25 protein-coding genes are annotated in these 24,324 nt (G+C 57.3%); 11 read left to right on the forward strand and 14 right to left on the reverse strand.

What is annotated here, in order from left to right; all coding sequences use genetic code 11:
• Complete coding sequence (locus tag ACFQUU_RS18720) at window positions 1–549, reverse strand: outer membrane protein assembly factor BamE (RefSeq protein ID WP_382249642.1); 549 nt, start codon at window positions 547–549, stop codon at window positions 1–3.
• Between the two features lie 181 nt (window positions 550–730).
• On the opposite strand from ACFQUU_RS18720, the gene fur reads away from it, so the two are divergent.
• Window positions 731–1,162, forward strand: coding sequence for a ferric iron uptake transcriptional regulator (gene fur, locus ACFQUU_RS18725; protein WP_057291903.1), 432 nt, complete (start codon window positions 731–733; stop codon window positions 1,160–1,162).
• Window positions 1,163–1,235: 73 nt separating this feature from the next.
• Window positions 1,236–1,547 carry a PilZ domain-containing protein gene (locus tag ACFQUU_RS18730; RefSeq protein ID WP_382249643.1) on the forward strand — a complete coding sequence of 104 codons (312 nt, stop codon included), beginning with the start codon at window positions 1,236–1,238 and terminating at the stop codon, window positions 1,545–1,547.
• 68 nt (window positions 1,548–1,615) lie between these two features.
• Here ACFQUU_RS18730 and hrcA read toward each other — a convergent pair whose 3' ends face one another.
• Together hrcA and ACFQUU_RS18740 are read right to left on the reverse strand one after the other, a co-directional pair.
• Window positions 1,616–2,638 (reverse strand): heat-inducible transcriptional repressor HrcA, encoded by a 1,023-nt coding sequence (gene hrcA, locus ACFQUU_RS18735; protein ID WP_382249644.1) that lies wholly within the window; start codon window positions 2,636–2,638, stop codon window positions 1,616–1,618.
• 83 nt (window positions 2,639–2,721) lie between these two features.
• Entirely contained in the window at window positions 2,722–3,423 is a 702-nt protein-coding gene (locus ACFQUU_RS18740) for an HAD family hydrolase (RefSeq protein WP_382249645.1), read from the reverse strand.
• A 194-nt stretch (window positions 3,424–3,617) separates the two neighbouring features.
• On the opposite strand from ACFQUU_RS18740, the gene ACFQUU_RS18745 reads away from it, so the two are divergent.
• The 8 genes from ACFQUU_RS18745 (at window position 3,618) to can (ending at window position 13,634) form a co-directional block, all read left to right on the forward strand.
• Window positions 3,618–4,445 carry an NAD kinase gene (locus ACFQUU_RS18745; protein WP_382249646.1) on the forward strand — a complete coding sequence of 276 codons (828 nt, stop codon included), beginning with the start codon at window positions 3,618–3,620 and terminating at the stop codon, window positions 4,443–4,445.
• A gap of 128 nt (window positions 4,446–4,573) precedes the next feature.
• Window positions 4,574–6,226 carry a DNA repair protein RecN gene (recN, locus tag ACFQUU_RS18750; RefSeq protein WP_382249647.1) on the forward strand — a complete coding sequence of 551 codons (1,653 nt, stop codon included), beginning with the start codon at window positions 4,574–4,576 and terminating at the stop codon, window positions 6,224–6,226.
• Window positions 6,227–6,300: 74 nt separating this feature from the next.
• Window positions 6,301–7,407, forward strand: a complete 1,107-nt coding sequence (hemH, locus tag ACFQUU_RS18755) for a ferrochelatase (protein ID WP_382249648.1) — start codon at window positions 6,301–6,303, stop codon at window positions 7,405–7,407.
• A gap of 396 nt (window positions 7,408–7,803) precedes the next feature.
• A complete protein-coding gene (gene grpE / locus ACFQUU_RS18760; RefSeq protein WP_382249756.1) occupies window positions 7,804–8,358 on the forward strand; it encodes a nucleotide exchange factor GrpE in 555 nt (184 codons plus the stop codon).
• 133 nt (window positions 8,359–8,491) lie between these two features.
• Complete coding sequence (dnaK, locus tag ACFQUU_RS18765; RefSeq protein WP_382249649.1) at window positions 8,492–10,429, forward strand: molecular chaperone DnaK; 1,938 nt, start codon at window positions 8,492–8,494, stop codon at window positions 10,427–10,429.
• A gap of 98 nt (window positions 10,430–10,527) precedes the next feature.
• Complete coding sequence (gene dnaJ / locus ACFQUU_RS18770; RefSeq protein WP_382249650.1) at window positions 10,528–11,658, forward strand: molecular chaperone DnaJ; 1,131 nt, start codon at window positions 10,528–10,530, stop codon at window positions 11,656–11,658.
• 260 nt (window positions 11,659–11,918) lie between these two features.
• On the forward strand, window positions 11,919–12,539 hold the full coding sequence (locus tag ACFQUU_RS18775; RefSeq protein ID WP_382249651.1) for a chalcone isomerase family protein: 621 nt from the start codon (window positions 11,919–11,921) through the stop codon (window positions 12,537–12,539).
• A 420-nt stretch (window positions 12,540–12,959) separates the two neighbouring features.
• A complete protein-coding gene (gene can / locus ACFQUU_RS18780; RefSeq protein ID WP_382249757.1) occupies window positions 12,960–13,634 on the forward strand; it encodes a carbonate dehydratase in 675 nt (224 codons plus the stop codon).
• A 39-nt stretch (window positions 13,635–13,673) separates the two neighbouring features.
• Here the strand turns inward: can and panB are convergent, their stop codons facing one another.
• Genes panB through hda form a run of 7 tightly spaced genes read right to left on the reverse strand, consistent with a single transcriptional unit; the run spans window position 13,674 to window position 18,695 of the window.
• On the reverse strand, window positions 13,674–14,504 hold the full coding sequence (gene panB / locus ACFQUU_RS18785) for a 3-methyl-2-oxobutanoate hydroxymethyltransferase (RefSeq protein WP_382249652.1): 831 nt from the start codon (window positions 14,502–14,504) through the stop codon (window positions 13,674–13,676).
• Window positions 14,505–14,506: 2 nt separating this feature from the next.
• Window positions 14,507–15,148: a deoxynucleoside kinase gene (locus tag ACFQUU_RS18790; RefSeq protein ID WP_382249653.1), complete on the reverse strand. Its 642-nt coding sequence runs from the start codon at window positions 15,146–15,148 to the stop codon at window positions 14,507–14,509.
• A complete protein-coding gene (locus tag ACFQUU_RS18795) occupies window positions 15,145–15,492 on the reverse strand; it encodes a DMT family protein (RefSeq protein WP_382249654.1) in 348 nt (115 codons plus the stop codon). The genes ACFQUU_RS18790 and ACFQUU_RS18795 overlap by 4 nt, the downstream gene beginning before the upstream one ends.
• A 2-nt stretch (window positions 15,493–15,494) precedes the next feature.
• Window positions 15,495–15,989: a 2-amino-4-hydroxy-6-hydroxymethyldihydropteridine diphosphokinase gene (gene folK / locus ACFQUU_RS18800; protein WP_382249655.1), complete on the reverse strand. Its 495-nt coding sequence runs from the start codon at window positions 15,987–15,989 to the stop codon at window positions 15,495–15,497.
• Window positions 15,986–17,347: a polynucleotide adenylyltransferase PcnB gene (gene pcnB, locus ACFQUU_RS18805; protein WP_382249656.1), complete on the reverse strand. Its 1,362-nt coding sequence runs from the start codon at window positions 17,345–17,347 to the stop codon at window positions 15,986–15,988. Before pcnB ends, folK begins: the two co-directional genes overlap by 4 nt.
• A complete protein-coding gene (locus ACFQUU_RS18810) occupies window positions 17,344–18,012 on the reverse strand; it encodes an HAD family hydrolase (RefSeq protein ID WP_382249657.1) in 669 nt (222 codons plus the stop codon). The genes pcnB and ACFQUU_RS18810 overlap by 4 nt, the downstream gene beginning before the upstream one ends.
• The gene (hda, locus tag ACFQUU_RS18815; protein ID WP_382249658.1) at window positions 18,012–18,695 is read right to left on the reverse strand and encodes a DnaA regulatory inactivator Hda; all 684 of its coding nucleotides are present in this window, start codon (window positions 18,693–18,695) and stop codon (window positions 18,012–18,014) included. Before hda ends, ACFQUU_RS18810 begins: the two co-directional genes overlap by 1 nt.
• Before the next feature lie 164 nt (window positions 18,696–18,859).
• Here hda and purM point away from each other — a divergent pair, with 164 nt between their 5' ends.
• On the forward strand, window positions 18,860–19,903 hold the full coding sequence (purM, locus tag ACFQUU_RS18820; protein WP_382249659.1) for a phosphoribosylformylglycinamidine cyclo-ligase: 1,044 nt from the start codon (window positions 18,860–18,862) through the stop codon (window positions 19,901–19,903).
• A 137-nt stretch (window positions 19,904–20,040) separates the two neighbouring features.
• Here purM and ACFQUU_RS18825 read toward each other — a convergent pair whose 3' ends face one another.
• From ACFQUU_RS18825 to ACFQUU_RS18840, 4 genes are all read right to left on the reverse strand, one after another.
• Window positions 20,041–20,916: a peptidase gene (locus tag ACFQUU_RS18825; protein ID WP_382249660.1), complete on the reverse strand. Its 876-nt coding sequence runs from the start codon at window positions 20,914–20,916 to the stop codon at window positions 20,041–20,043.
• A 90-nt stretch (window positions 20,917–21,006) separates the two neighbouring features.
• A complete protein-coding gene (locus ACFQUU_RS18830; RefSeq protein WP_382249661.1) occupies window positions 21,007–21,822 on the reverse strand; it encodes a transglutaminase N-terminal domain-containing protein in 816 nt (271 codons plus the stop codon).
• Between the two features lie 16 nt (window positions 21,823–21,838).
• On the reverse strand, window positions 21,839–22,801 hold the full coding sequence (locus ACFQUU_RS18835) for an alpha-E domain-containing protein (RefSeq protein ID WP_382249662.1): 963 nt from the start codon (window positions 22,799–22,801) through the stop codon (window positions 21,839–21,841).
• Between the two features lies 1 nt (window position 22,802).
• Window positions 22,803–24,218 carry a circularly permuted type 2 ATP-grasp protein gene (locus tag ACFQUU_RS18840; RefSeq protein ID WP_382249663.1) on the reverse strand — a complete coding sequence of 472 codons (1,416 nt, stop codon included), beginning with the start codon at window positions 24,216–24,218 and terminating at the stop codon, window positions 22,803–22,805.
• Between the last annotated feature and the right edge of the window lie 106 nt (window positions 24,219–24,324).

Genomic DNA, 24,324 nt, shown 5'->3' on the forward strand with positions numbered 1-24,324 from the left:
TTATTTGGCCGATTTGGTGCCGGCGATGAATTCAAGATACTCTTCTTCCGTTGGCAACATGCCACCATCGATCTCGACCAGGCGGTTGTCCTTGAAGAAAACACTGACGCGGCTCGAGAGGACTTCGCCGGTACGCTTCTTGAGGCGAAATACATAATCCCAGCGGTCGGCATGGAAAATGTCGGTCAGAAGCGGCGTACCGAGAACGAACCTGACCTGTTCGCGTGTAACGCCTTCGGGGCGCTGCATGCCTTCTTTGAGCTGCGCCACCATTTCGCGGGAAACGAAATTGCCCTGTTGAACGTCAACCCGGTAAGGCGAAAAAATGCCGAGAAAGCGCTGGGCGCCGGTCGGGGCGGTTGTCTTCACGCCGGAAATCGGAGTTTCGACGGTGGACGCTGCGGTTGTCGCCACCGGTGCAGGAGCAGGGGCGACCACTGGAGCGGTGCTCGCTGCCGCGGGCGCGGCTTCTGCCGGCTTTGTTTCTGCCTTCTGTGGCGTTGCTTCAACAGGCTTGCGGGCTGCGACGGGCGCTGCTGGTTCTTCCATCAGGGGGTTCTTGGATGCGCATCCGGCCAGGCAGGCGGCGAGCGTCAAAAGCAACGCACTGCCTAAGGCTGGTGTACGATCGGGTAAAGCAAACAACATTCGCATAGTAGGTCTCAATTCATTGAGCAATTGGGCCGAAACGCTATATGATAAAGCAGATAACCCGATTCCGACTAACAACATGCCAAGCAATCCTAACGAGTTGAAAGCAAGCGGCCTCAAAGCAACCCTGCCGCGGCTCAAGATCCTCGATATTTTCCAGAACAGCACGGTGAGGCACCTCAGTGCTGAAGATGTGTACAAAATTTTGCTGACAGAGAACATGGATGTCGGTTTGGCAACGGTTTACCGCGTGCTGACCCAGTTCGAACAAGCCGGCTTGTTGCACCGTAATCATTTCGAGACCGGCAAGGCCGTTTTTGAACTGAACGAAGGCTCGCACCATGACCATCTGGTCTGTCTGGATTGCGGCCGGGTCGAAGAGTTCTTTGACGAGGAAATCGAAAAGCGCCAGCAAAGCGTTGCCCGGGACCGTGGTTTCAACATCGCCGAGCACGCGCTTGCGCTATACGGCCATTGCACCAAGACCGACTGTCCGCACCGGAATCGATAAAGAATTGGTAAAGCCTTGTCGTTGCTAACACTTTTTTGGCGCGTCGCCGCAGTTACCAAGGCTTCGCGCTTTCATGAACGATATCCCGTCTGCGCTACAAATGCGTTCCGGCCACGCCACTTCCGCCGCCCGCCCCATGCGCGCACGTACGCTCGATATTTCCCTTGGTGGTTTAAGCCTGATGCTTGGGGAGCAGCTGCGGCCAGGTCAGGAATGTACGGTGGGATTCGAAGCGCCGCTGAACGGGAAAACCGTTCGCGTGATGGGCTTGGCGAAAGTTATTTACAGCATCCTGAGCGGCAATGACGGCTTTCGCGTCGGTCTGCAGTTTGTCAAACTCGACCTGGCCAACAGCAAGTCAGTAGCGGAATTGATGATGGGCTGAATCCCGTTGCAGAGCTGACCTCCGCGGCGGGCAGTTGTCTGACCGGCTACCTGATTCATGGTTTTAATTCAGGTGTGACTGAGCGCGTTGGACAGTAGCTTTGCCGTAATGTCGACCAGCGGAATCACTCGTTCATACGCCATGCGTGTCGGTCCGATCACGCCCAGTGTGCCGACAATCTTGCCATTCACTTCATATGGCGCGGTAACCACGCTCATGTCGTCGACCGGCAGCAACTGCGAGTCGCCGCCAATGAAAATCTGTACGCCGGCCGCCTTGCTCGACACGTCAAGCAACTGCATCAGGCTGGTCTTTTGTTCGAACAAGTCAAACAACTTGCGCAATGAAGTCATGTTCGAGGCAAGATCGGTGACGCTGAGCAGATTGCGCTCACCGGAAATCACCACATCTTCGCCATTGTCCGACATGGCGTCGCTACCGGCTTCTACGGCAGCCTGCATCAGGCGCGTCATGTCGTCGCGCAGCTGGCGCAGCTCGTTTTGAATTCGGTTGCGAATGTCGTCGAAACTCAAGCCGGCGAAATGCTGGTTAATATAATTGCCGGCCTGGATGAGCTGGGACGGTGTGTAATCGACATCGGTCAGCAGCAGTCGATTCTGCACTTCGCCATTCGGAGCCACGATCACCAGCAGGATGCGCTTCTCGGACAGCCGAAGAAACTCGATCTGCTGAAAAATCGATTCATGACGTGGTGTCATCACGACGCCGGCGAACTGCGACAGCGATGAGAGGATCTGCGCCGCGTTGGAAATGATCTTTTGCGGCGACTTCAGCTGCAGCTGTTTTTGCATCCTCGCTTCGACTGTCGATTCGTCGATCGCTTGCACGGTCAGCAGGGTGTCAACGAACATCCGGTAACCGCGGGGAGTCGGAATGCGACCGGCGGAGGTATGCGGACTGGCCACGAAACCCATTTCTTCCAGGTCCGCCATGATGTTGCGGATAGTCGCCGGTGACAGGTCGAGTCCCGAGATCTTGGAAAGCGCGCGTGAACCGACCGGTTGACCGTCGGCGATATACCGTTCGACCAGTGCTTTCAGTAAAGTTTGTGCGCGAGTATCGAGTTGCATACAGTTATTCTAACGACGCCAGACGGCCAGTGCCACTTTCTGTTGCCATCCAGAGTCAGAAAAACTTGATTGTTATCAGAGTTTTACCGCAGTTGTTGCAGCCAGCAGTCTAATTCGACCAGATCGGAACACACCGCATCGGGCGTAATGCCTTCCGGCAGCGGCCGTAACGGCTGCAATTCCTTGCGATTCATCCACACGGCGCGCAGTCCGGCTTTTTGTGCACCATCAACGTCAAGCCGTGGATCGTCGCCAACATAAACGGCTTCACCAGGCGCAACATTGAGTGCTTCACAGGCCGCATGAAAAATTGCAGCGTCCGGCTTGGCCAAACCGAAACTGTGCGCGGCAATGGTAGCGTCAAACAAGTGCGCAATACCGATGGCCTCCAGATCCGACACACCATTCGATACCGATGCCAAGGCATAGTGTTCGCGCAATCCGCGCAAGGCTGGCTCGACATCCGGAAACAACGGCACTTCGTTGCGCGCCCGGGAAAATACATGCATTGCCTCGTCAACCAGCGAAAGCTCCTCACCAGCGTCCATGAATGCCTCTTTCAACACTGCATGCCGCAATGCCCGCAAGTCCAGCTGATAAACCGGATCGGTTTCCATCAAGACCTGCCGGCGCGCGCGCATGCCATCAATCGACACGCGGGCGGCCACTGTCGGCACGTTGGCCTGCAACCATTCAAATAACAGGTTTTCCGCGCGCTTGATGACAGGCACAATAGGCCACAGGGTATCGTCCAGGTCAAACAGCACGGCTTTAATAACTGACATATGGCGTCCGGGATCCAGGTTTCAACAGGGTTTTACAAAAATTGACCAGGGGGCCTGATGGCGCTTCCTGTCTCAGCTCACGAAATTATGGTCTAATCTCCAGCATGTTGCCGATCACGCCTCCTACCAGACCGCTTGCCTTCCGGACCATTGCCGTCATCGGCAAATACATGGCCGCCGGAATCGAGCAGTCCTTGTCTGACATCGCAAACTTCCTTCTTGACAAGGGGCACCATGTCGTTCTCGAAGCCGAAACCGCCCGCAACGTCGGCATGCCGGCAGTGGAATCCATGACCGCTCAGGAGATCGGCCAGAAGGCCGATGTTGCCATCGTCGTCGGGGGCGACGGCACCATGCTGGGGATAGCGCGCCAGCTCGCGCCTTACCACGTCCCCCTGATCGGTATCAACCAGGGGCGCCTTGGTTTCATGACCGATATTTCCCAGGACAGCATGATCGCGGTCCTGTCGGAAATGTTGCGCGGTAATCTCGAGTCGGAACAGCGCAGCCTGCTCGAAGGAACGGTGTTCCGCGACGGACAGCAGATTTTTCATGCACTGGCATTTAACGACATTGTCGTGGCGCGCGGACCGACAACGGGCATGGTTGAGTTAAAGGTCGAGGTGGATGGGCGCTTCATGTACAACCAGCGTTCAGACGGTCTGATTGTTTCCACTCCAACCGGTTCCACCGCTTACTCACTGTCGGCGGGCGGGCCCTTGCTGCATCCCAGCCTTTCCGGCCTGGCGCTGGTGCCGATTGCGCCGCATGCCTTGTCCAACCGGCCCATCGTTGTGCCCGATTCCAGCAATATCGTGATTGAAATCATGGGCGGGCGCGAAGTGAGTGTGAATTTCGACATGCAATCCCTGGCCAGTCTGCAGCATCACGACCGGATTGTGATCCGACGCTCTGCCCACACCATTACCTTCCTGCATCCGCAGGGTTGGAGTTATTACGACACCCTGCGCGAAAAGCTGCACTGGAACGAATATCCCTCGGTCACGGGGAAGTTAAAATAGCGCCTTGCCACGGGACCAATCAACCACGGTGAACCAGACCTGGGAACGGCGCCACACTTGCCAACTGCGGTGCAGCTGCCATTGTTCTCAGGTTTTGTATTGCCGCGACTCTTATATTAGAAATAACCATGCTTCGTACACTTTCGATACGCGATTTTGTCATTGTCGATTCGATCGAACTGGAATTTGCCCCCGGCTTTACCGTATTCACTGGCGAGACCGGCGCCGGTAAATCCATTCTGATCGACGCGCTGGCCCTGGCCCTTGGCGGGCGAGGCGATGCCAGCGTCGTACGCGAAGGCGCCGGCAAAACCGACATCACTGCCGAATTCAGCAGTGCCGGCGACATCGACGCCTGGTTGTCCGAACATGACTTCAGCAATGACGATGATGGCGGTGTGCTGCTGCGCCGTGTGATCGACAATGCAGGCCGGTCCAAGGCATATATCAACGGCGTCTCGGCGACCGCATCGCAATTGCGCGAACTTGGCGAAATGCTGGTCGACATCCACGGACAGCATGCGCACCAGTCGCTGCTGAAGAACGACGCACAGCGCGTCCTGCTCGACAGCCAGGCCGGTTTGCTGGAGGACGCCAAGGCGGTCGCGGCAGCGTACAAGACCTGGCGCGCACTGGCCAGGCAGCGCGAAGAATTCGAAGCCAATGCCAAGAGCGTGCTGCTGGAACGCGAACGCCTGGAGTGGCAAGTCGGCGAACTCGAAAAGCTGGCCGTCAAACCGGGCGAATGGGGCGACATCAGTACCGAGCACAGCCGTCTCTCGCATGCGGCGAGCCTGATCGAGGGCGCACAGGAGGCACTCGGGATCATTTCCGAATCCGACACCAGCCCGATGCTGTCGCAGCTTACCTCGCTGACGCTGAAGCTGAGCAAGCTGGCCGATATCGATAACGCCCTCAAGCCGGTCGTGGAAGCCCTTGAACCCGCACGCATCCAGTTGCAGGAAGCGGTATACAGCCTCAACGATTATCTTGGCCGCGTCGAACTTGATCCGGTGCGCCTGCATACCGTGGAAGCCAGGCTGGATGCCATCCATTCGACCGCACGCAAGTTCCGTGTTGCACCGGAAGATCTGCCCCAGGAGTACGAAAGCCTGTCGACGCAGCTTAAACAACTAGCAGATGCCACCGACCTTGACGCCATGCGGGCGCAGGAAGAAAAGCTGAAGGCAGCCTATATGGCGGTTGCCCAAAAGCTGTCGAAGTCACGCGCCAAGGCAGCCACGGCTCTCAGCCAGGCAGTTACCGCGGCCATGCAGGAACTGAGCATGGCGGGAGGACGTTTCGAAGTCGCGCTGAATCCGTGCGAGCCGGCTGCCTATGGCATCGAGCAAATCGAATTCCTGGTGGCTGCCCACGCAGGAACCTCGGCTCGCCCGTTGGCGAAAGTGGCATCGGGTGGCGAACTCGCTCGTATCTCGCTGGCGATTTCGGTGATTACCTCAAGCGCCACCGCGACGCCGACCCTGATTTTCGACGAGGTCGACAGTGGCATCGGCGGCGGCGTGGCCGAAGTGGTGGGGCGTCTGCTCAAGCGCCTCGGCCAGGACAGGCAGGTACTTTGCGTGACGCACTTGCCACAAGTAGCCAGCCAGGCCAACCAGCATTTCCAGGTCAGCAAGCGCAGCACCGACGGGCGCACCATGTCGCGCATCGATGCACTCGACGCCAAGGCGCGAATTGAAGAAATTGCCCGCATGCTGGGTGGAATCGAAATCACCGCGACCACGCGCAAGCATGCGCGTGAACTGCTTGCCTCTTAAACAGCTCGAACTAAGCTGAGTCAGGCCAGGCAAAGCCGGCACCGATTGCCATCGATTACTGGACCAGAAAAACAATGCGCCCCAACAAAGAACCGCCCTACAAGCACGGCACCATCGCCAGGACCGCCATCGTGCTGGTCAATCTCGGCACGCCCGATGCACCGACCACACCGGCGGTGCGCCGCTACCTGCGGCAATTTCTGTCAGATCCACGGGTGGTCGAAATCCCGAAGGCGGTGTGGTGGTTCATTCTGAATGGCATCATTTTGCCCTTCCGCTCGTCAAAATCAGCGGCGAAATATGCATCTATCTGGACCAACGATGGTTCTCCGCTACGCGTGCATACCGAGCGCCAGACCAGTTTGCTGCGCGGCTATCTTGGTGAGCGCGGACATGATGTGCAAGTGGTGCATGCAATGCGCTATGGCCGGCCAGGCCTGCCGGAAGTACTGGAAAAACTAAAGGCCGACGGCTGCGACCGTATCCTGATCGTACCGGCCTATCCGCAATATTCCGGCACTACCACGGCGTCGATCTTCGATGCGGTTTTCAAGCATTACAGCACGGTGCGCAACGTTCCCGAACTCCGCCTCGTCAAGCATTACCACGATAACGAAGGCTATATCCAGGCACTCAAAAAAAGTGTCCTCGCCCATTGGGACAACCATGGCAAACCGGAAAAGCTGGTGATGAGCTTTCATGGCGTTCCCAAGCGTACCCTCATGCTCGGCGACCCTTACCATTGCGAATGCCAGAAGACCGGCCGTCTGCTTGCCCAGCAATTGCAGCTCGGTCCGGAACAGTATGTCGTGACCTTCCAGTCGCGCTTTGGCAAGGCCGAATGGCTGCAGCCCTATACCGCGCCGACGCTGCAAAAACTGGCAAGGGAAGGTACGCGTCGCGTGGATGTGATCTGTCCCGGCTTTATCAGCGATTGCCTGGAAACCCTGGAAGAAATCGCCATGGAGGCCAAGCAGGATTTCCTGACCGCCGGCGGCAAGGAATTTCATTATGTTCCCTGCCTCAATGAGGATCACGCCTGGATTTCCGGCCTAGCCGAGATCGCGGAACAGCATATGATCGGCTGGCCTACCGTCCTGACGCCCATGATGCGAGAAGAGGTGCGGAAAGAGGCTGAAGTATCGCGACAGCAGGCAAGCCTGCTTGGAGCGCGGGAATAAGGCATTGGATCCGACTGAGCGTCTCCAAACGCGATCCCGACAATCGTTACGGTTGTCGCATTTTCTATAGTAGCGGCAAGAGTTCTGCCTGGCAGATCCATGCCGTCGCCATTAACGAGTAGGCGACGATCGCTGCCGATATCAGATGAAGTTTTATCATGGCTCGATGATCCTTGCGACGCATGGTGCGTTGCAATGTTTATATCTCATGGTAATACGTATGACACCGAATGGAAGCCATCCGCTCGGTAAAGTGTGTAACAAGCTTTATCCGCAGGTAGCTCAGATGCTTATTACTCCTTCGGAAGTTTCAAAAATCCCCTTGAAAAAGTATGGATTACCCTCATGTAGTAAGGCAATTAACGGTAAGTCATTGATTGTTGGAGACTTTTTGTGATGCAAGATCAAGAGAAAACTCAGGAACAGGTCGAACAAGTGGTTCAGCCTGAACAAACGGCATCTGCCGAAAGCGCGCCACCGCAACCGGCACCAGCCGGACCTTCTGTTGAAGAAAAACTGGCCGCCGCTGAAGCCAAGGCGAATGAACTGCAGGATGCATTCTTGCGGGCCAAGGCCGATACGGAAAACATCCGTCGTCGCGCACAGGAAGACATCGCCAAGGCACATAAATTTGCCATTGAAAATTTTGCCGAGGCGCTGGTTCCGGTCAAGGACAGCCTGGAAATGGCACTGAAGCTGGAAACGCCGGCAGTGGAATCACTGAAGGAAGGTGTCGAAATGACCCTGAAGCAGCTGACTGCCGCCTTTGAGCGTAACCGGCTGATGGAAATCAATCCGATGCCCGGCGAAAAGCTCGATCCGATGAAGCATCAGGCAATTTCCATGGTGCCGGCCGAGCAGGAAGCCAACACCATTGTCAGCGTGCTTCAGAAGGGTTACATGATTGCCGACCGCCTTTTGCGCCCGGCACTCGTGACGGTAGCGCAATAAGTTTGCTGAAAATGGAAAAATTGTCTGTAACCCGCAAAAAATTGAAAAAACGGGCTTCAAAAAGACTTGAAACAGACACTTTATTCCACATATTCAACACATTAGAAATCCAGCTTTTTTAAAGGAACACATTATGGGCAAGATCATTGGTATTGACTTGGGCACGACCAACTCCTGTGTCGCCATCATGGAAGGCGGTCAGCCGAAAGTCATCGAGAACTCCGAAGGTTCGCGCACCACGCCTTCCGTGGTCGCATATCAGGAAGACGGCGAAATTCTGGTCGGTGCACCTGCCAAGCGTCAGGCTGTGACCAACCCTAAAAACACCCTTTATGCAGTCAAGCGCCTGATCGGCCGCAAATTTGACGAAAAAGAAGTCCAGAAGGACATCAACCTGATGCCGTACCAGATCGTCAAGGCCGACAACGGCGACGCCTGGGTACAAGTGCGCGACAAGAAGCTCGCCGCACAGCAGGTTTCGGCAGAAGTGCTGCGCAAGATGAAGAAAACCGCTGAAGACTACCTCGGCGAAGAAGTCACCGAAGCCGTGATCACCGTACCGGCTTACTTCAATGACGCACAGCGTCAGGCAACCAAGGATGCCGGTCGTATCGCTGGTCTGGACGTCAAGCGCATCATCAATGAGCCGACCGCGGCTGCGCTGGCATTCGGCCTCGACAAGAGCGGCAAGGGTGACCGCAAGATCGCCGTGTATGACCTCGGCGGCGGTACCTTCGATATCTCCATCATCGAGATCGCGGACGTTGACGGCGAAATGCAGTTTGAAGTGCTGTCCACCAACGGCGATACTTTCCTCGGCGGTGAAGACTTCGACCAGCGCGTCATCGATTACATCATCGATGAATTCAAGAAGATCAACGGCCTCGACCTGTCGAAGGACGCGATCGCACTGCAGCGCATCAAGGCATCGGCCGAGCGCGCAAAGATCGAGCTGTCCTCATCGCAGCAGACCGAGATCAACGAGCCGTACATCGCCATGGTCAATGGCGCACCGGTTCACCTCAACATGAAGGTTACCCGCGCCAAGCTGGAGTCCCTGGTTGAGGAACTGATCACCCGTACCATCGAGCCATGCCGCGTTGCCATCAAGGATGCGGGCGTCAAGGTTTCCGACATCCAGGACGTAATCCTGGTCGGCGGTATGACGCGTATGCCGAAGGTGCAGGAAAAGGTCAAGGAATTCTTCGGCAAGGATCCGCGCAAGGACGTCAATCCGGATGAAGCGGTTGCTGTGGGTGCTGCGATCCAGGGTTCCGTGTTGTCCGGCGACCGCAAGGACCTGTTGCTGCTCGACGTGACGCCGCTGTCGCTCGGTATCGAGACACTCGGTGGCGTGATGACCAAGATGATCCAGAAGAACACCACGATCCCGACCAAGTTCAGCCAGGTGTTCTCGACCGCCGACGACAACCAGCCGGCGGTGACGATCAAGGTGTATCAGGGCGAGCGCGAAATCGCGACCGGCAACAAGTTGCTGGGCGAGTTCAACCTCGAAGGCATCCCGCCGGCACCGCGCGGTGTCCCGCAGGTAGAAGTGACTTTCGACATCGACGCCAACGGCATCCTGCATGTCGGTGCGAAAGACAAGGCTTCGGGCAAGGAAAACAAGATCACCATCAAGGCGAACTCCGGTCTGACCGAAGACGAAATCCAGAAGATGGTGAAGGACGCCGAGCTCTATGCCGATGAAGACAAGAAGCTGAAGGAACTGGCTGACGCGCGTAACCAGGGCGATGCACTGGTACACTCGACCAAGAAGGCATTGACCGAGTACGGCGACAAGCTGGACGGCTCCGAGAAAGAGAAGATCGAAGCAGCGATCAAGGACCTGGAAGAAGCCCTCAAGGGTAACGACAAGGCCGACATCGATGCCAAGGTCGCAGCGCTGTCGACTTCGGCCCAGAAGCTGGGTGAAAAGATGTACGCCGATGCGCAAGCTGAGCAGGCTGGTGCGGCCGGCGCAGCCGGTGCGGCAGGCGGTGCATCCGAGTCCGGTGCCAAGGAAGAAGATGTTGTCGACGCTGACTTCAAGGAAGTCAAAGATAAATAATCCAGTCATACGGCTCGCGCCGTGATGACCCGCCGAGCCGAAGATCGTCTAGCGATCGTCGGCTCGGCGTTTTTGCTTAAATTCAGGATGCCGAAAACATGGCAAAGCGTGATTATTACGAAATACTGGGTGTAGCGAAAAACGCCTCGGAAGAAGAGATCAAGAAGGCGTACCGCAAGCTCGCGATGAAGTACCATCCGGACCGCAATCCGGACAGCAAGGGCGCAGAAGAGAAATTCAAGGAGGCGAAAGAAGCCTACGAGATGCTTTCCGATGGCGGCAAGCGCGAAGCGTATGACCGGTATGGTCACGCCGGGGTGGATCCCAATATGGGTGGCGGCGCAGGCGGGCCTGGCTTTGGTGGTTTCGGCGATGCGTTCGGCGATATCTTTGGCGATATTTTTGGCCAGGGCGCACGCGGCGGACGCAGCGCCGGTCCGCAGGTTTATCGCGGTGCCGATCTGCGCTACAACCTCGAAATTACACTGGAACAAGCGGCTCATGGCTACGACACGACGATTCGCGTGCCGTCCTGGGACGAGTGCGACACCTGTCACGGTTCGGGCGCCAAGCCGGGCACCTCGCCGACCACCTGTACCACCTGCGGTGGCCAGGGCCAGGTACGCATGCAGCAAGGCTTCTTCAGCATCCAGCAGACTTGCCCCAAGTGCCACGGCACCGGCAAGATCATTCCGACGCCATGCCCCACCTGCAGCGGTGCCGGACGCATCAAACGCAACAAGACACTGGAAGTGAAGATCCCTGCCGGTATCGACGACGGCATGCGTATCCGCTCATCGGGCAACGGAGAACCGGGCATGAATGGTGGTCCGCCGGGCGACCTGTATGTGGAAATCCGCATCAAGCCGCATCCGGTGTTCCAGCGTGACGGCGACGACCTGCATTGCGAAATTCCGGTGTCGTTTGCGAAGGCTGCGCTCGGCGGCGAAGTGGAAGTGCCGACTTTGAATGGCAAGGCGTCGTTCACACTGCCGGAAGGCACGCAGTCGGGCAAGACGTTCCGCTTGCGTAGCAAGGGTATCAAGGGCGTGCGTTCCGGTTATGCGGGCGACCTGTTCTGTCATGTTGTTGTCGAAACACCTGTGAAGCTGACTGACCGCCAGAAAGAACTGCTGCAGGAATTCGAGCAGTTGACCAATGCCGGTGGTTCCAAGCACAGCCCACAAAGCAAGTCCTGGAAAGACAAGGTCAAGGAGTTCTTTGAATAAGGCTTAGTTCTTCGCTTTAGCCAGAAAAGCTGAAGCGAAGGAGCGCAACACCTTGCCAATCCAGGCACCTACTGTCGTTTGCGGCAAATCAAAAAGCCGCCTGATCATCTCGATCAGGCGGCTTTTTTCGTGGAAATAGTACTTGCAAGCATGGAAATTAGAGTTACACCTCTAGTTAATCTCCGCATAATAAAACGGTCGTTCTATAAATAATAACTATTTGATTCCATCAGCGTGGTGGCCTCACTCACGGAGACAATATGAAACCTGGCTTTCGCACTACCCATGCATTTATTGCAGCCTGCATGACTGCTGCCATGGCTACCGGTTCGGCGCAGGCTGCCGAGGTGGCTGGCATCAAGCTGGACGACACGGTTCGCCTTGCCAACCAGGACCTGAAGCTCAATGGTGCCGGCATTCGCTACAAAGCGATTTTTAAAGTGTACGTAGCAGGCCTTTACCTCGCGGAAAAGAAAAACACCGTGCCGGATGTGCTCGCTGCGCCGGGTGCCAAAAGGGTGACCATCGTAATGCTGCGCGATGTGAGTAATGAAGAACTGGGGCGCGGCTTCATGGCTGGCATCAACCAGAACAGTGATCGTAACGAAAAAGTGAAGTACATCAACCAGCTGCAGAAGTTCGGTGAAATTTTTGCATCCATTCCTGAGTTGAAAAAGGGCGATATCCTCACGACAGACTGGATACCTGACACTGGTACCATCATTCACGTCAATGGAAAGAAGGTGTCGGACGCTCTTCCCGATCCGACTTTCTACAACGCCTTGCTCAAGATCTGGATAGGTGACAAGCCGGTCGATACCAAACTCAAACCGGCGATGCTGGGTGAAAAACCGGAAGAGCAACCGCGTGGCAACACCTGACACCCTATCTGTAACCTCTGCGCATGCATTAAATAAGTAACCGGGAGCATGGTGATACTTTTGGCTTCCCACCTTGGCCGGACGGCGACACGGCCCCATCCCCTTGGTAGGGGGATGGCTGGGATGGGGTTGAGTGTGTCAAGTTTCTACTAAACCCGAAGCGTCCATAACGCGCATCACAGACTCGCTACGGGTGAATCGCATTCCGCTTGCATCATCATCGTAGGCGATCACCGTCGCCACATCCTGCATCCATGCGTTCCCGCGCATGGCCGGCCTTCTTCGGCCCCCAACTTTCCATCTGTATAATTCGCTTTGCACGCGACCTTCGCGCCATATCTGCGTCCAGTCGTTTCGTGACGATCCCACCCGGATCACCATGGACGTCCGCGTAACCGAATTATCTGGCAAGGCATCATGATGACACCGACGAACGACAACAAGACCCTGGAACATCTGTTTCGGAACAATCGCAACTGGGCGGCCGCGATCGTGGCCAAGGACCCGGATTTCTTCAAAAAACTCGCTTCCCAGCAGTCACCCGAATACCTGTGGATTGGCTGTGCCGACAGCCGTGTACCGGCCAACGAAATCGTCGGCCTCTTGCCTGGTGAACTGTTCGTGCATCGCAATGTGGCTAACGTGGTAGTGCATACCGACCTGAATTGCCTGTCGGTCCTGCAGTTTGCCATTGATGTGCTTGGTGTGAAGCATGTGATTGTCAACGGGCATTACGGTTGTTCCGGTGTGCATGCCGCGCTTGCGCGTCGTCGTATCGGGTTGGCCGACAACTGGCTGCGGCACGTACAGGACGTGCACCAGAAACATGAGCGCTATCTCGGCGAAACCTTGCCGAGCAAGGTCAGGCAGGACCGCCTGTGCGAACTCAACGTGCTGGAACAGGTGGTCAATGTCTGCCAGACGACCATCGTGCAGGATGCCTGGGAACGTGGCCAGTCATTGACCGTGCATAGCTTTATCTATGGCTTGCAAGATGGTCTGTTGCGCAACCTGGGACTAAGCGTGAGCAGCGCCGAAGAACTCGCGGCGAAGCTACCCGAGACCATGGCGCGCTACGAAGAGGAGCAGCGCTGAACGCGGTGCCGACGGCGCATAAGCGCCGCCGGAGAAATACTAGAAACAGTGTTCAGCCGCCGGGAAAGACTTGTCCTTGACCGCTGCGATATAGGCACGCACCGCAGCATCAATACTGGTCTGCCCCTCCATGAAGTTTTTCACGAAACGCGCCTTGCGGCCGGGGAACACGCCCAGCATATCGTGCATCACAAGAACCTGTCCCGAGCAATCCACACCCGCGCCAATACCGATAGTCGGCATTGCCAGCATCTCGGTAACTTCCTTGCCAAGTGCGCTCGGGATGGCTTCGAGCACGAGGATCGATGCGCCGGCTTCCTGCAAGGCGAGAGCGTCAGCCTTTAACTTTTCAGCGCCTTCCGCGGTCTTGCCCTGCACCTTGAATCCGCCCAGCTGATGCACCGATTGCGGCGTCAGTCCGAGGTGCGCACACACCGGCACCGCGCGCTCGGTCAGAAAACGCACCGTCTCGACCAGCCACGCGCCACCTTCGAGCTTGACCATCTGCGCACCGGCCTGCATCAGCTTGACCGCATTCTCAAACGCCGATTCCGGTGTCGCGTAGGTGCCGAAAGGCATATCCGCGATCAGCAGGGCGTTCTTGTTGCCGCGTGCCACCGAAGCAGTGTGATAGGCGATGTCGGTCAAGGTAACGGGCAGGGTAGAAGTATGCCCCTGGCACACATTGCCGAGTGAATCACCGACCAGCAGCACATCCACGCCGCAGCGATCCATCAGTGACGCAAAGCTGGCGTCATAACAGGTTAGCATCGCGATCTTTTCGCCCGCGTTGCGCATTGCCAGCAGCGCCGGCACAGTCACCGCCTTGGTGCGGCCGACCGGTTCGCCTTCTTGCAGATATCCTGCCATGATTATTCCCCGAGGTTGAAAAACTCCCGCTTGCCGCGCATGGTATCGATGCGTTGAAGGAGCAGGTTGAAGTCGTCGTCGCGCTCGATCGGATTCAGGTGTTCCGTATTGACGATGAGCAGCGGCGCGGCGTCGTAATGATAAAAGAAACGGCTGTAACTTTCACAGAGCCGGTACAGGTACATTTCCGAGATACCGGCTTCCATCGCAATCCCGCGCTTGCGCACACGTTCAACCAGGGTTTCGGGCTGCGCCTGCAGGTAGACAACCAGGTCCGGCACGGGTGCCTGCGGTCGCAGATGGTCGTACAGTTGCTGGTACAGCTTGAGTTCGTCGTCGTCGAGTGTGAGCCTGGCAAAAATCGGATCCTTGTCGAGCAGAAAGTCCGAGATCATGCGTACGTTGAACAGGTCAGTTTGCGCCAGTTCGCGCAGCTGATTCATGCGCTGGAACAGGAAAAACATCTGTGCGGACAGCGCGTAGTGTGTCGGGTCACGATAAAACTTTTCGAGGAAAGGATTTTCCTGCGGGTGCTCAAGCAGCGTCTGCGCGTGAAAGGCTTCCGCCAGCTTGCGCGCGAGGCTGGTTTTGCCGACCCCGATGGGGCCTTCGACGACAATGTACTTGTAGCGATCGAGACTCATGAACGGAAAATGAAATAGACGGCACCGACCAGGCACAGGGCTGCCCACACGTAATCGAGTTTGAATGGCTCGTTCATGTATAGTATGGCGAACGGAACGAAGATCGAAAGCGTAATCGCCTCTTGCATGATCTTGAGCTGCGCCAGGCTGAATTCAGTGTAGCCGATGCGGTTGGCCGGTACCTGCAACAGGTACTCGAACAGCGCAATTGACCAGCTGATCAGCGCCGCGATCCACCAGGGTTTGCTTGCCAGGTTTTTCAGGTGGCCATACCAGGCGACGGTCATGAATACGTTCGACAAGGCCAGCAGACCGACCGTCTGGACGGAAACAGGAATTTGCATCTTTAGATTTTCTGGATAGCCTGGCCAGCGACAGCCGGCACAAAACTGTGTGCTGCCCCTTTGCCTGGAATCTGGATAAAGGGATCGATTTGAAGCAACGGAATCAGCACGAACGCGCGCTGTGTCATGCGTGGGTGCGGTACCGTCAGCTTGTCGCTCCTTATTGTCGATTGTCCATAAAGCAGCAGGTCAAGATCCATTGTGCGCGGGGCATTGACATAGGGGCGTTCGCGCCCGAAATCCTGTTCTATCGCCTGCAAGTGATCGAGTAGCGCGGATGCGGTCAGGCTGGTTTCGAGCTTGACGACCGCATTGATGTAATCATCGCCGCCGGCATCCATCGGAGCGGTTCGGAACAAGCTGGACTGCGCAGTAAGCGAACTCGACGGCAACTCCCCGATGCGGGCAATTGCCCGCTCCACCTGGTCCCGCGCATCGCCAAGGTTGGCGCCAATGCCGATGTAGCAGGCGGTCCGCGCCTCATTCGTCATGCTCATTGCGCGCTGCCTTCCGCCGGCGCGCCTTTCGGCTTGCTGCGTCCGCCGCGACGGCGACGCTTTTTCGGTGCCTGGCTGTCACCTTCGGATTTCGGTTTTCGCGCCAGTAACTCTTCACGCCCCGGCCCATCGGCAGCCATGAAGGCGGTCCACCAGTCACCGATCTCCGCATCGATTTCACCCGATGCACAGCGCAGCAGCAGGAAGTCATAACCGGCACGCAGACGCGTGTGTTCGAGCATCTTGTACGGTGACTTGCCGACGCGGCGCTCAAAGCGTGGCTGCATGGCCCAGATGTCCCGCATATCGGTGGCAATCTTGCGCTGCAGGGCCAGCTTTTCGGTCTGGGTATTGAGCACATCGTCAGCGGCAAGATGGAGGGCCGGGATCGGATACTCGCCTGCCGCCTGGTAGGCGGTCCACTTTTCAACGACTTGATGCCATAGTAGCGATGCAAACAGGAAGCCCGGGGAAACCGGCTTGCCTTCGCGTATGCGCTGGTCGGTACCGGCCAGCGCCAGTGTGACAAACTTTTCGCCGAGCGGTTGTTCCAGCACGACGTCAAGCAGTGGCAGCAGGCCGTGATGCAAACCTTCCTTGCGCAACTGCTGCAGGCAGGCGAGGGCTTGTCCGCTCATCAGCAACTTGAGCATTTCATCGAACACGCGTGCGGCCGGCACGTTGTTGATCAGCGGCGCCATCACCTTGATCGGTTCACGCGTCTCCGGATCGATTTCGAACCCAAGCTTTGCGGCAAAGCGCACCACCCGCAGCAGGCGCACCGGATCTTCACGGTAGCGTGCTTCCGGCACGCCAATGATGCGCAGCGTCTTGTTGCGGATATCGGCGATGCCGTTGTGGTAATCGAGCACCTGCTGATTCGCCGGATCGTAGTACATCGCATTGATGGTGAAGTCACGGCGCACCGCATCTTCATGCTGTTCACCGAAGGTGTTGTCGCGCAGCACGCGGCCATGTTCATCCTTGACCGCGCTCTCCGCCGACGCGCCACGGAAGGTGGTCACCTCGATGATGTCCTGGCCGAACATGACATGCACGATCTGGAAGCGCTTGCCGATGATGAAGGCGCGCCGGAACAGGCGCTTGACCTGCTCGGGTGTCGCATTGGTGGCGACGTCGAAATCCTTGGGCTTTACCCCAAGCAGCAGGTCGCGCACCGCACCGCCGACGACAAAGGCCTTGAAACCCGCTTCCTGCAACGTCTGCGTTACGCGTACCGCATTCGGCGACAGCAACTGCGGATTGATGCCATGTTCATTCGGGCCGAGTATCACTGGCTGGTGGGCGGCCGCTTTATTCTTTACGCCGAGTATGCGCTTGATAAACTTTTTAATCATTCGAACAGGGAAAGGATGGGCCAGCCTTGTGCTTGTGCATGCGCTTTCAGCAAGGCGTTCGGGTTGGTGGCAATCGGATTGGAAACGGCGGATAGCAACGGTATATCGTTCTGGGAATCGCTGTAGAAATAGCTGCGCTCGTAGCTCGACAAGGTCTTGCCTTGCGCGGCCAGCCATGCATTGGTATGGATGACCTTCCCGGGACCGGAGGTCGGAATGCCGAGCAGCTTGCCGGTGATTTCACCTTCCGCGTTAACTTCGGGTTCCGCGGCGATCAGGTTATTGACGCCGAGCGCCTGTGCGATCGGTGCGGTCACAAAGCGGTTGGTCGCCGTGATGATGGCAATCTCGTCACCGGCATCACGGTGGCGTGCCAGCAGTTCAAGCGCCGCCGGTTTGATCCCAGGCTCGATGACTTCAGCCATGAACTGGCGGTGCCAGGCATCAAGTTCGCGACGAGGGAACTGTGCCAGTGTGCCCAGTGCAAACTCAAGGTACTCGACGGGGTCGAGGGTGCCGGCTTCATATTGGGCATAAAAGGCGGCATTGCGGCGGGCGAATTCGTCGGCATCGACGGCGCCGATGCGTACCAGGAATTGGCCCCACTCGTAATCGGAGTCCAGCGGTATCAGGGTATGGTCTAGATCGAATAGGGCAAGATTCATTATGCTTTTGGTTCACCTTCGAGTTGCAACAGGCTGCGTAACAGCGGCAGCGTGATCGGGCGCTGGGTCTCCAGGGAGTATTGGTCCAGGGCATCGAGCATCGCCGACAGGGAACGCATGTCCCGACGGAAATGGGTGATCAGATAGGGTAACACGCCAGGCGACAGGTTGATGCCGCGCGCCTGTGCGGCTTGGGTCAGCGCGGAGATTTTTTCCTCGTCGGTGAGGCCGTGCACCTTATAAATCAATCCCCAGCCAAGACGGGTACGGAGATCCTCGCGCAGGGCCAGTCCGACTGGCGGCTTGTCGCCGGCGCTGACCAGCAGGCCGCCATTTTCCTTGACCTGGTTGAACAGGGCAAAGGCGGAGATCTGTGCGTCGGCTGGCAGCAAGTGGCAATCGTCCATCAGGTATAGGGAAACGGCCGGATCGTACAGGTAGTCGCTTTCGGGCGAGCCGGCCGGGATATAGCGGCCATTACCTTCCGCCGCCAGGGCATGCAGCAGATGTGTCTTGCCGGCCCCGGGCTCGCCCCAGAGATAGACAAAACGGTCCGATGGCCCAGGCTGTGCGCGCCGTGCAAAAAGCCGCAGAAGCTGCGCCAGCTCTGCGTTTTGACCTACAACGAAGGATTCCAGGGTTGGCGGTTTTTCCGCACCCAGGTCGAGCACTAATTGCCTCATGACGGTAGCCGTGTGCTGCCGCGTTGGCCGGGTTTCTGCTCGGGATGGAAAGAAAATGGCATGAAACTGGAAGCTTGGACGGATCGGTTTGTTAAAATAGCGGTTTGGTCGCCGGATTTTGGCCCCTAACCGCCTATTTTACCGCCTCTGCACCCATTCTTATCATGAGTTCCACTTCCAACGTTTCCCTCTCCTACCGCGACGCCGGTGTCGACATTGACGCGGGCGATGCCCTGGTCGAAGCCATCAAGCCCTTTGCCAAACGCACCATGCGGGAAGGAGTGCTTGGCGGCATTGGCGGCTTTGGCGCATTGTTCGAAATCAGCAAAAAATATAAGGAACCGGTGCTGGTGTCCGGTACCGACGGCGTTGGCACCAAGCTGAAGCTGGCGTTCCACCTCAACAAGCACGACACGGTTGGCATCGATCTGGTCGCGATGAGCGTCAACGATATCCTGGTGCAGGGCGCAGAACCCTTGTTCTTCCTGGATTATTTTGCTTGCGGCAAGCTCGACGTGCCGTCGGCGACCGATGTGATCAAGGGCATCGCCCGGGGTTGCGAACTGGCCGGCTGCGCACTGATTGGCGGCGAAACCGCTGAAATGCCGAGCATGTATCCTGATGGCGAGTACGACCTGGCTGGTTTTGCGGTCGGTGCGGTGGAAAAATCCAAAATCATCGACGGAAGCAAGATTATCCCGGGTGACGTGGTGCTGGGCCTGGCCTCTTCCGGCGCGCACTCCAACGGTTATTCGCTCGTCCGCAAGATCATTTCGGTGGCGCAACCGGACTTGAATGCCGACTTCCATGGCCGTCGCCTTGCCGACGTGCTGCTCGAACCGACCCATATCTACGTCAAGCCGTTGCTGGCGCTGATGGAGACACTGGAAGTCAAGGGCATGGCGCACATCACCGGCGGTGGTCTGGTGGAAAACGTGCCCCGTGTACTGCGTGACAAGCTGACCGCGGTCTTGCATCGTGATGCATGGACCATGCCGCCGCTGTTCACCTGGCTGCAACAGCACGGCAATGTGGCGGACGCTGAAATGCATCGCGTCTTCAACTGCGGTATCGGCATGGTCGTGATCGTATCGAAAGAAAATGCGGATGCCGCGATTGCACAACTGAAGGCTGCCGGCGAGAACGTCAGCCGTATTGGCGAAATCCGCGAACGCCAGGGTGACGAAGCACCTACCCAGGTAGTCTGACCCGGCATTATGAAAAGCCTTCGTACCGATCCGGTACGAAGCAAACAACGCAAGTAATGCAAAGCAAACAAGGCGCCCGCGGGCGCCTTGTTTGCTTTGCATGCTATTTCAAGAAGCTTGACAGCGCTTTCTCATCTCTAATGCTGCTGCCGGTTTCGACCATCCTGGGCCAGGGTTTGCAACGGGCCAGGCGTATTTGACGTCGCCACGCCCTCTGGCGGCGGCACACGTACCGGCTGGTTGCGCGTCGCGCTGGTCGACAGGACATTCGGATCAGTTTCGGACGTGGCATTCCATATCGGGTCTGCAATGCCTTCGAAAATGGCTTTCAGCTGCTTGCCCCAGGTATCGCGAATCGTCCGGAAGTACTGGTTTTTTTCATCGATCGTGACAAAACGCGTTACCGACAGCGTATCGGTTTGATAAATCAGCAAGTCCAGCGGCAAGCCGACCGAGACATTCGAGCGCAAAGTCGAATCCATGGAGATAAGCGCACACTTCGCCGCTTCATCAAGCGGTGTGGCCGGCGTGACGACACGGTCAATGATCGGCTTGCCGTATTTCGCCTCGCCGATCTGGAAATAGGTGTTTTCGTTGTGGGATTCGATGAAGTTGCCGGCCGAATAAACCTGGAACAAGCGGCAACGCTCGCCCTTGATCTGTCCGCCGAAAATCAGGCTGACGTTGAAGTCGATACCGAATTCACGCAGCGATTTGGCATCGCGTTCATACACGGTACGGACCGCCTCACCGACAATCTGGGCTGCTTCATCCATGGTGGCAGCCGTCCAGATACTTTTGCCGGAAGCGCTTTTGCGCTCGGCGATAATTTGGCGTATGGATTGGGAAATTGACAAGTTCCCCGCGCTCATCAGCACCATCATGCGATCGCCGGGATTTTCAAAGACCGTCATCTTGCGAAACGTGCTGACCTGATCGACCCCCGCGTTGGTACGCGAATCCGACAGGAAAACCAGCCCCGCTTCGAGGCGCATGGCGACGCAATAAGTCATGGTTGCAACACAGAACGCAAAATGGGAATTTTACAGGAAGCCTGCATGCTCCCCTGCGGAATAGCCTTTTCGCTTTCCGATTGTGTCTACTTACAACGATGCGGGCGTTGTCGGTGAAACATCGACCCTGACGCTGAGCGTCTCGTTTCCGCCACCGCGCCGGACACCGCGAATCGGGGCAGCCGAGTCGTAGTCCCGTCCAATGGCAAGACGGCAATGCGAGGCGTCCGTAAAACGAGCGTGCGTCACATCGACGCTGACCCAACCGGAAAAACCGGATTCTTCCACCCAGATGTCAACCCAGGCATGGCTTTCAGCGTGCGCCGTATCGCCCGGATCAATGTAGCCGGATACATAACGGGCCGGGATACCGAGGACATGGCAGCAGGCGAGGAACAGATGGGCATGGTCCTGGCAAACGCCACGCGCAAGACGTAGTGCCTCGGCGGCCGTCGAAGTGACCACCGTGGCGCCGGTCTGGTAGGCCACCGTGCCCTGGATCGCTTCAGCCAATCCGAGCAGCCGCGAACTATCGGCGCCAGCGGACAAATGCGCATGGGCGAACTCGGCAATGCTCTCGTCCGACTCCGTCAAACGAGTCGGCATGGTGAATACCAGCGGAGAGAACTCGTTGGGCGTGGTGAGGCGGCCCCGGTCCAGCGCTGTGATCTCCACGACGCCGGATGCAACGATGCGTACTTCGTCATGTTGACCGCAGATCGTCAGCATGTGGCAAAGATTGCCGAACGCATCGACAAAAGCATGTTGTCTCCCGCTGCTGCTGATGTTCCAGGAAACGGTGCGCTGGTGCGGTTCGCTACGGGGCGACAGGCGCAGTTGCTGGATCGTATAGTTCAACGGTGCCGTATAGCGATATACCGTTTCATGGCGAATGAAGTGTCGCATTCTCAGGGCTCCAGCCTCAGGCTGCCAGAGGAACCAGGAAATCGCGACTGACGCGATTGCCAAGTTCGTAGATACGTTCCAGAAACTGTGTCAGGTAGTCGTGCAAACCGTCTTTCAGGATCTCTTCGATATTGCCGAATTTCAGTTCCGCATGCAGGCGCCCGGCAAAGCGTTCGGTCCCAGCGGACACGTCATTGCGCACATGCTGCAGATTGTTGACCACCTCTTCGAGACACGCCAGCAGTGACCGCGGCATATCTCCCCGCAGCATCAGCAGCTCGGCCACGCGTTCGGGCGTGATTACATCGCGATAGACCTTGCGATAAATTTCAAAAGCAGATACCGAGCGCAGGATCGCTGCCCAGTAATAGAAGTCGCGCTGCGCCTCTTCATTGGGGTGCGCGTCCGCATATGCATCCGGGTTTGCTCCGTGAAACTTCACGTCGAGAATGCGGGCAGTGTTGTCCGCTCGCTCGAGAAAGGTGCCGAGACGGATGAAATAGAAAGCTTCATCCTTGAGCATCGTGCCAATGGTAACGCCGCGTGACAGGTGGGACCGGTATTTGACCCATTCGAAAAACGCGCTTGGGTCGCGCTCCAGCATGCCGCTGCGCAGCTTAACCTGCAGGTCGAGATAGGTGGCGTTCTGGGTTTCCCACACTTCCGTGGTTAGCGTGCCGCGCACGGCACGCGCATTTTCGCGAGCCTGCGTCAGGCAGGATACGATGGATGAAGGATTGTCCGGATCGCGCACCATGAAGTCGAGTACGTCCTTCGCGGTGAGCAGCCCATGTTTGTCATCGAAAGCGCTCAGCAATTCGGAAATGCCAAGCATCGCACGCCATCCCTGCTCGGCGGCTTCCGCCGACTGGGGCAGCAGGGCGGTCTGGACATTCACGTCCAGCATGCGTGCGGTGTTTTCGGCACGCTCGGTATAGCGTGCCATCCAGAACAAGTGGTCTGCGGTTCGACTCAGCATCTTATTTCTCCAAAACCCAGGTGTCCTTGGTGCCACCTCCCTGCGACGAATTCACGACCAGCGAGCCTTCTTTCAATGCAACGCGGGTCAGGCCGCCCTTGACCATGGAAACCGTTTCTCCGGACAGGACGAAAGGACGCAGGTCAATATGGCGGGGAGCGATCCCCGATTCGACGTAGGTCGGGCACGCCGACAGGGCGAGGGTCGGTTGTGCAATGTAACTGTCGGGCCTGGCGATCAGACGCTGGCGGAAAGCTTCGATCTCGGCCTTGGTTGATGCCGGACCCACCAGCATGCCGTACCCCCCGGCACCGTGCACTTCCTTGACAACCAGCTCCGGTAGCTTGTCCAGCGTGTACTGAAGATCTTCCGTCTTGCGGCACTGGTAAGTCGGGACGTTATTCAGGATCGGGTCTTCCGACAGGTAGAACTTGATCATGTTCGGCACATACGGATAGATCGATTTGTCGTCCGCGACACCGGTACCGATGGCATTGGCCAGCGTAACGCGACCGGCGCGGTACACCGACAGCAATCCGGGCACGCCCAGCGAAGAATCCGGGCGGAAGGCCAGCGGATCAAGGAAGTCGTCGTCGATGCGTCGGTAGATGACATCAATGCGCTTCGGTCCGCGCGTGGTGCGCATGTAGACCGCATTGTCATCGACGAACAAGTCCTTGCCTTCAACTAATTCCACGCCCATCTGCTGTGCCAGGAACGCATGCTCGAAATAGGCCGAGTTGTACATGCCTGGCGTCATGACGACGACTGTCGGATCGACGACGCCGAGCGGTGCCACCGAACGCAGATTATCCAGCAGCATGTCGGGATAGTGGGCCACCGGCGCAACCTTGTAGTGCGCGAAGAGTTCTGGAAACAGCCGCATCATCATCTTGCGGTCTTCAAGCATGTACGATACACCGGAGGGCACGCGCAGGTTGTCTTCAAGAACGTAGAACTCTCCTTCACCCGCGCGGACGATATCGACGCCTGCGATATGCGCATAGATATCAGAAGCTACGGAGATGCCCTGCATCTCAGGCCGATACTGCGCATTCCGGAATATCTGCTCGGCAGGTACGACACCGGCCTTGACGATATGCTGGTCGTGATAGATATCGTGAATGAACATGTTCAGCGCTTTCACGCGCTGTACCAGACCCGTCTCCAGTCGTTCCCATTCCTTGGCTGGAATGATGCGTGGAATAATGTCGAAGGGAATCAGGCGTTCGGTACCGGCATCGTTGCCGTAGACCGCGAAGGTGATGCCTACCCGGCGAAAAATGAAGTCGGCTTCCGTTCGTTTGCGCTCAATGATTTCCGGAGGCTGGTGTGACAGCCACTGCTGAAATTGCCGATAGTGAGCGCGGACAGAAGAGGGGCCGTCCACATACATTTCATCAAAAAAGTTGGGCATGGCTTGTTTTGTATGGTTATCCGGATAGCATAACGCTACGGCCACCGCCGGTCGCTGCGCTTCGTCATGCTTTATGCCAGAAGCGTGCCAGCAGGGAACGATACCG

Origin of the sequence: Herbaspirillum sp. GCM10030257, assembly GCF_042666555.1 — a bacterium.
Lineage (GTDB): Bacteria > Pseudomonadota > Gammaproteobacteria > Burkholderiales > Burkholderiaceae_D > Noviherbaspirillum.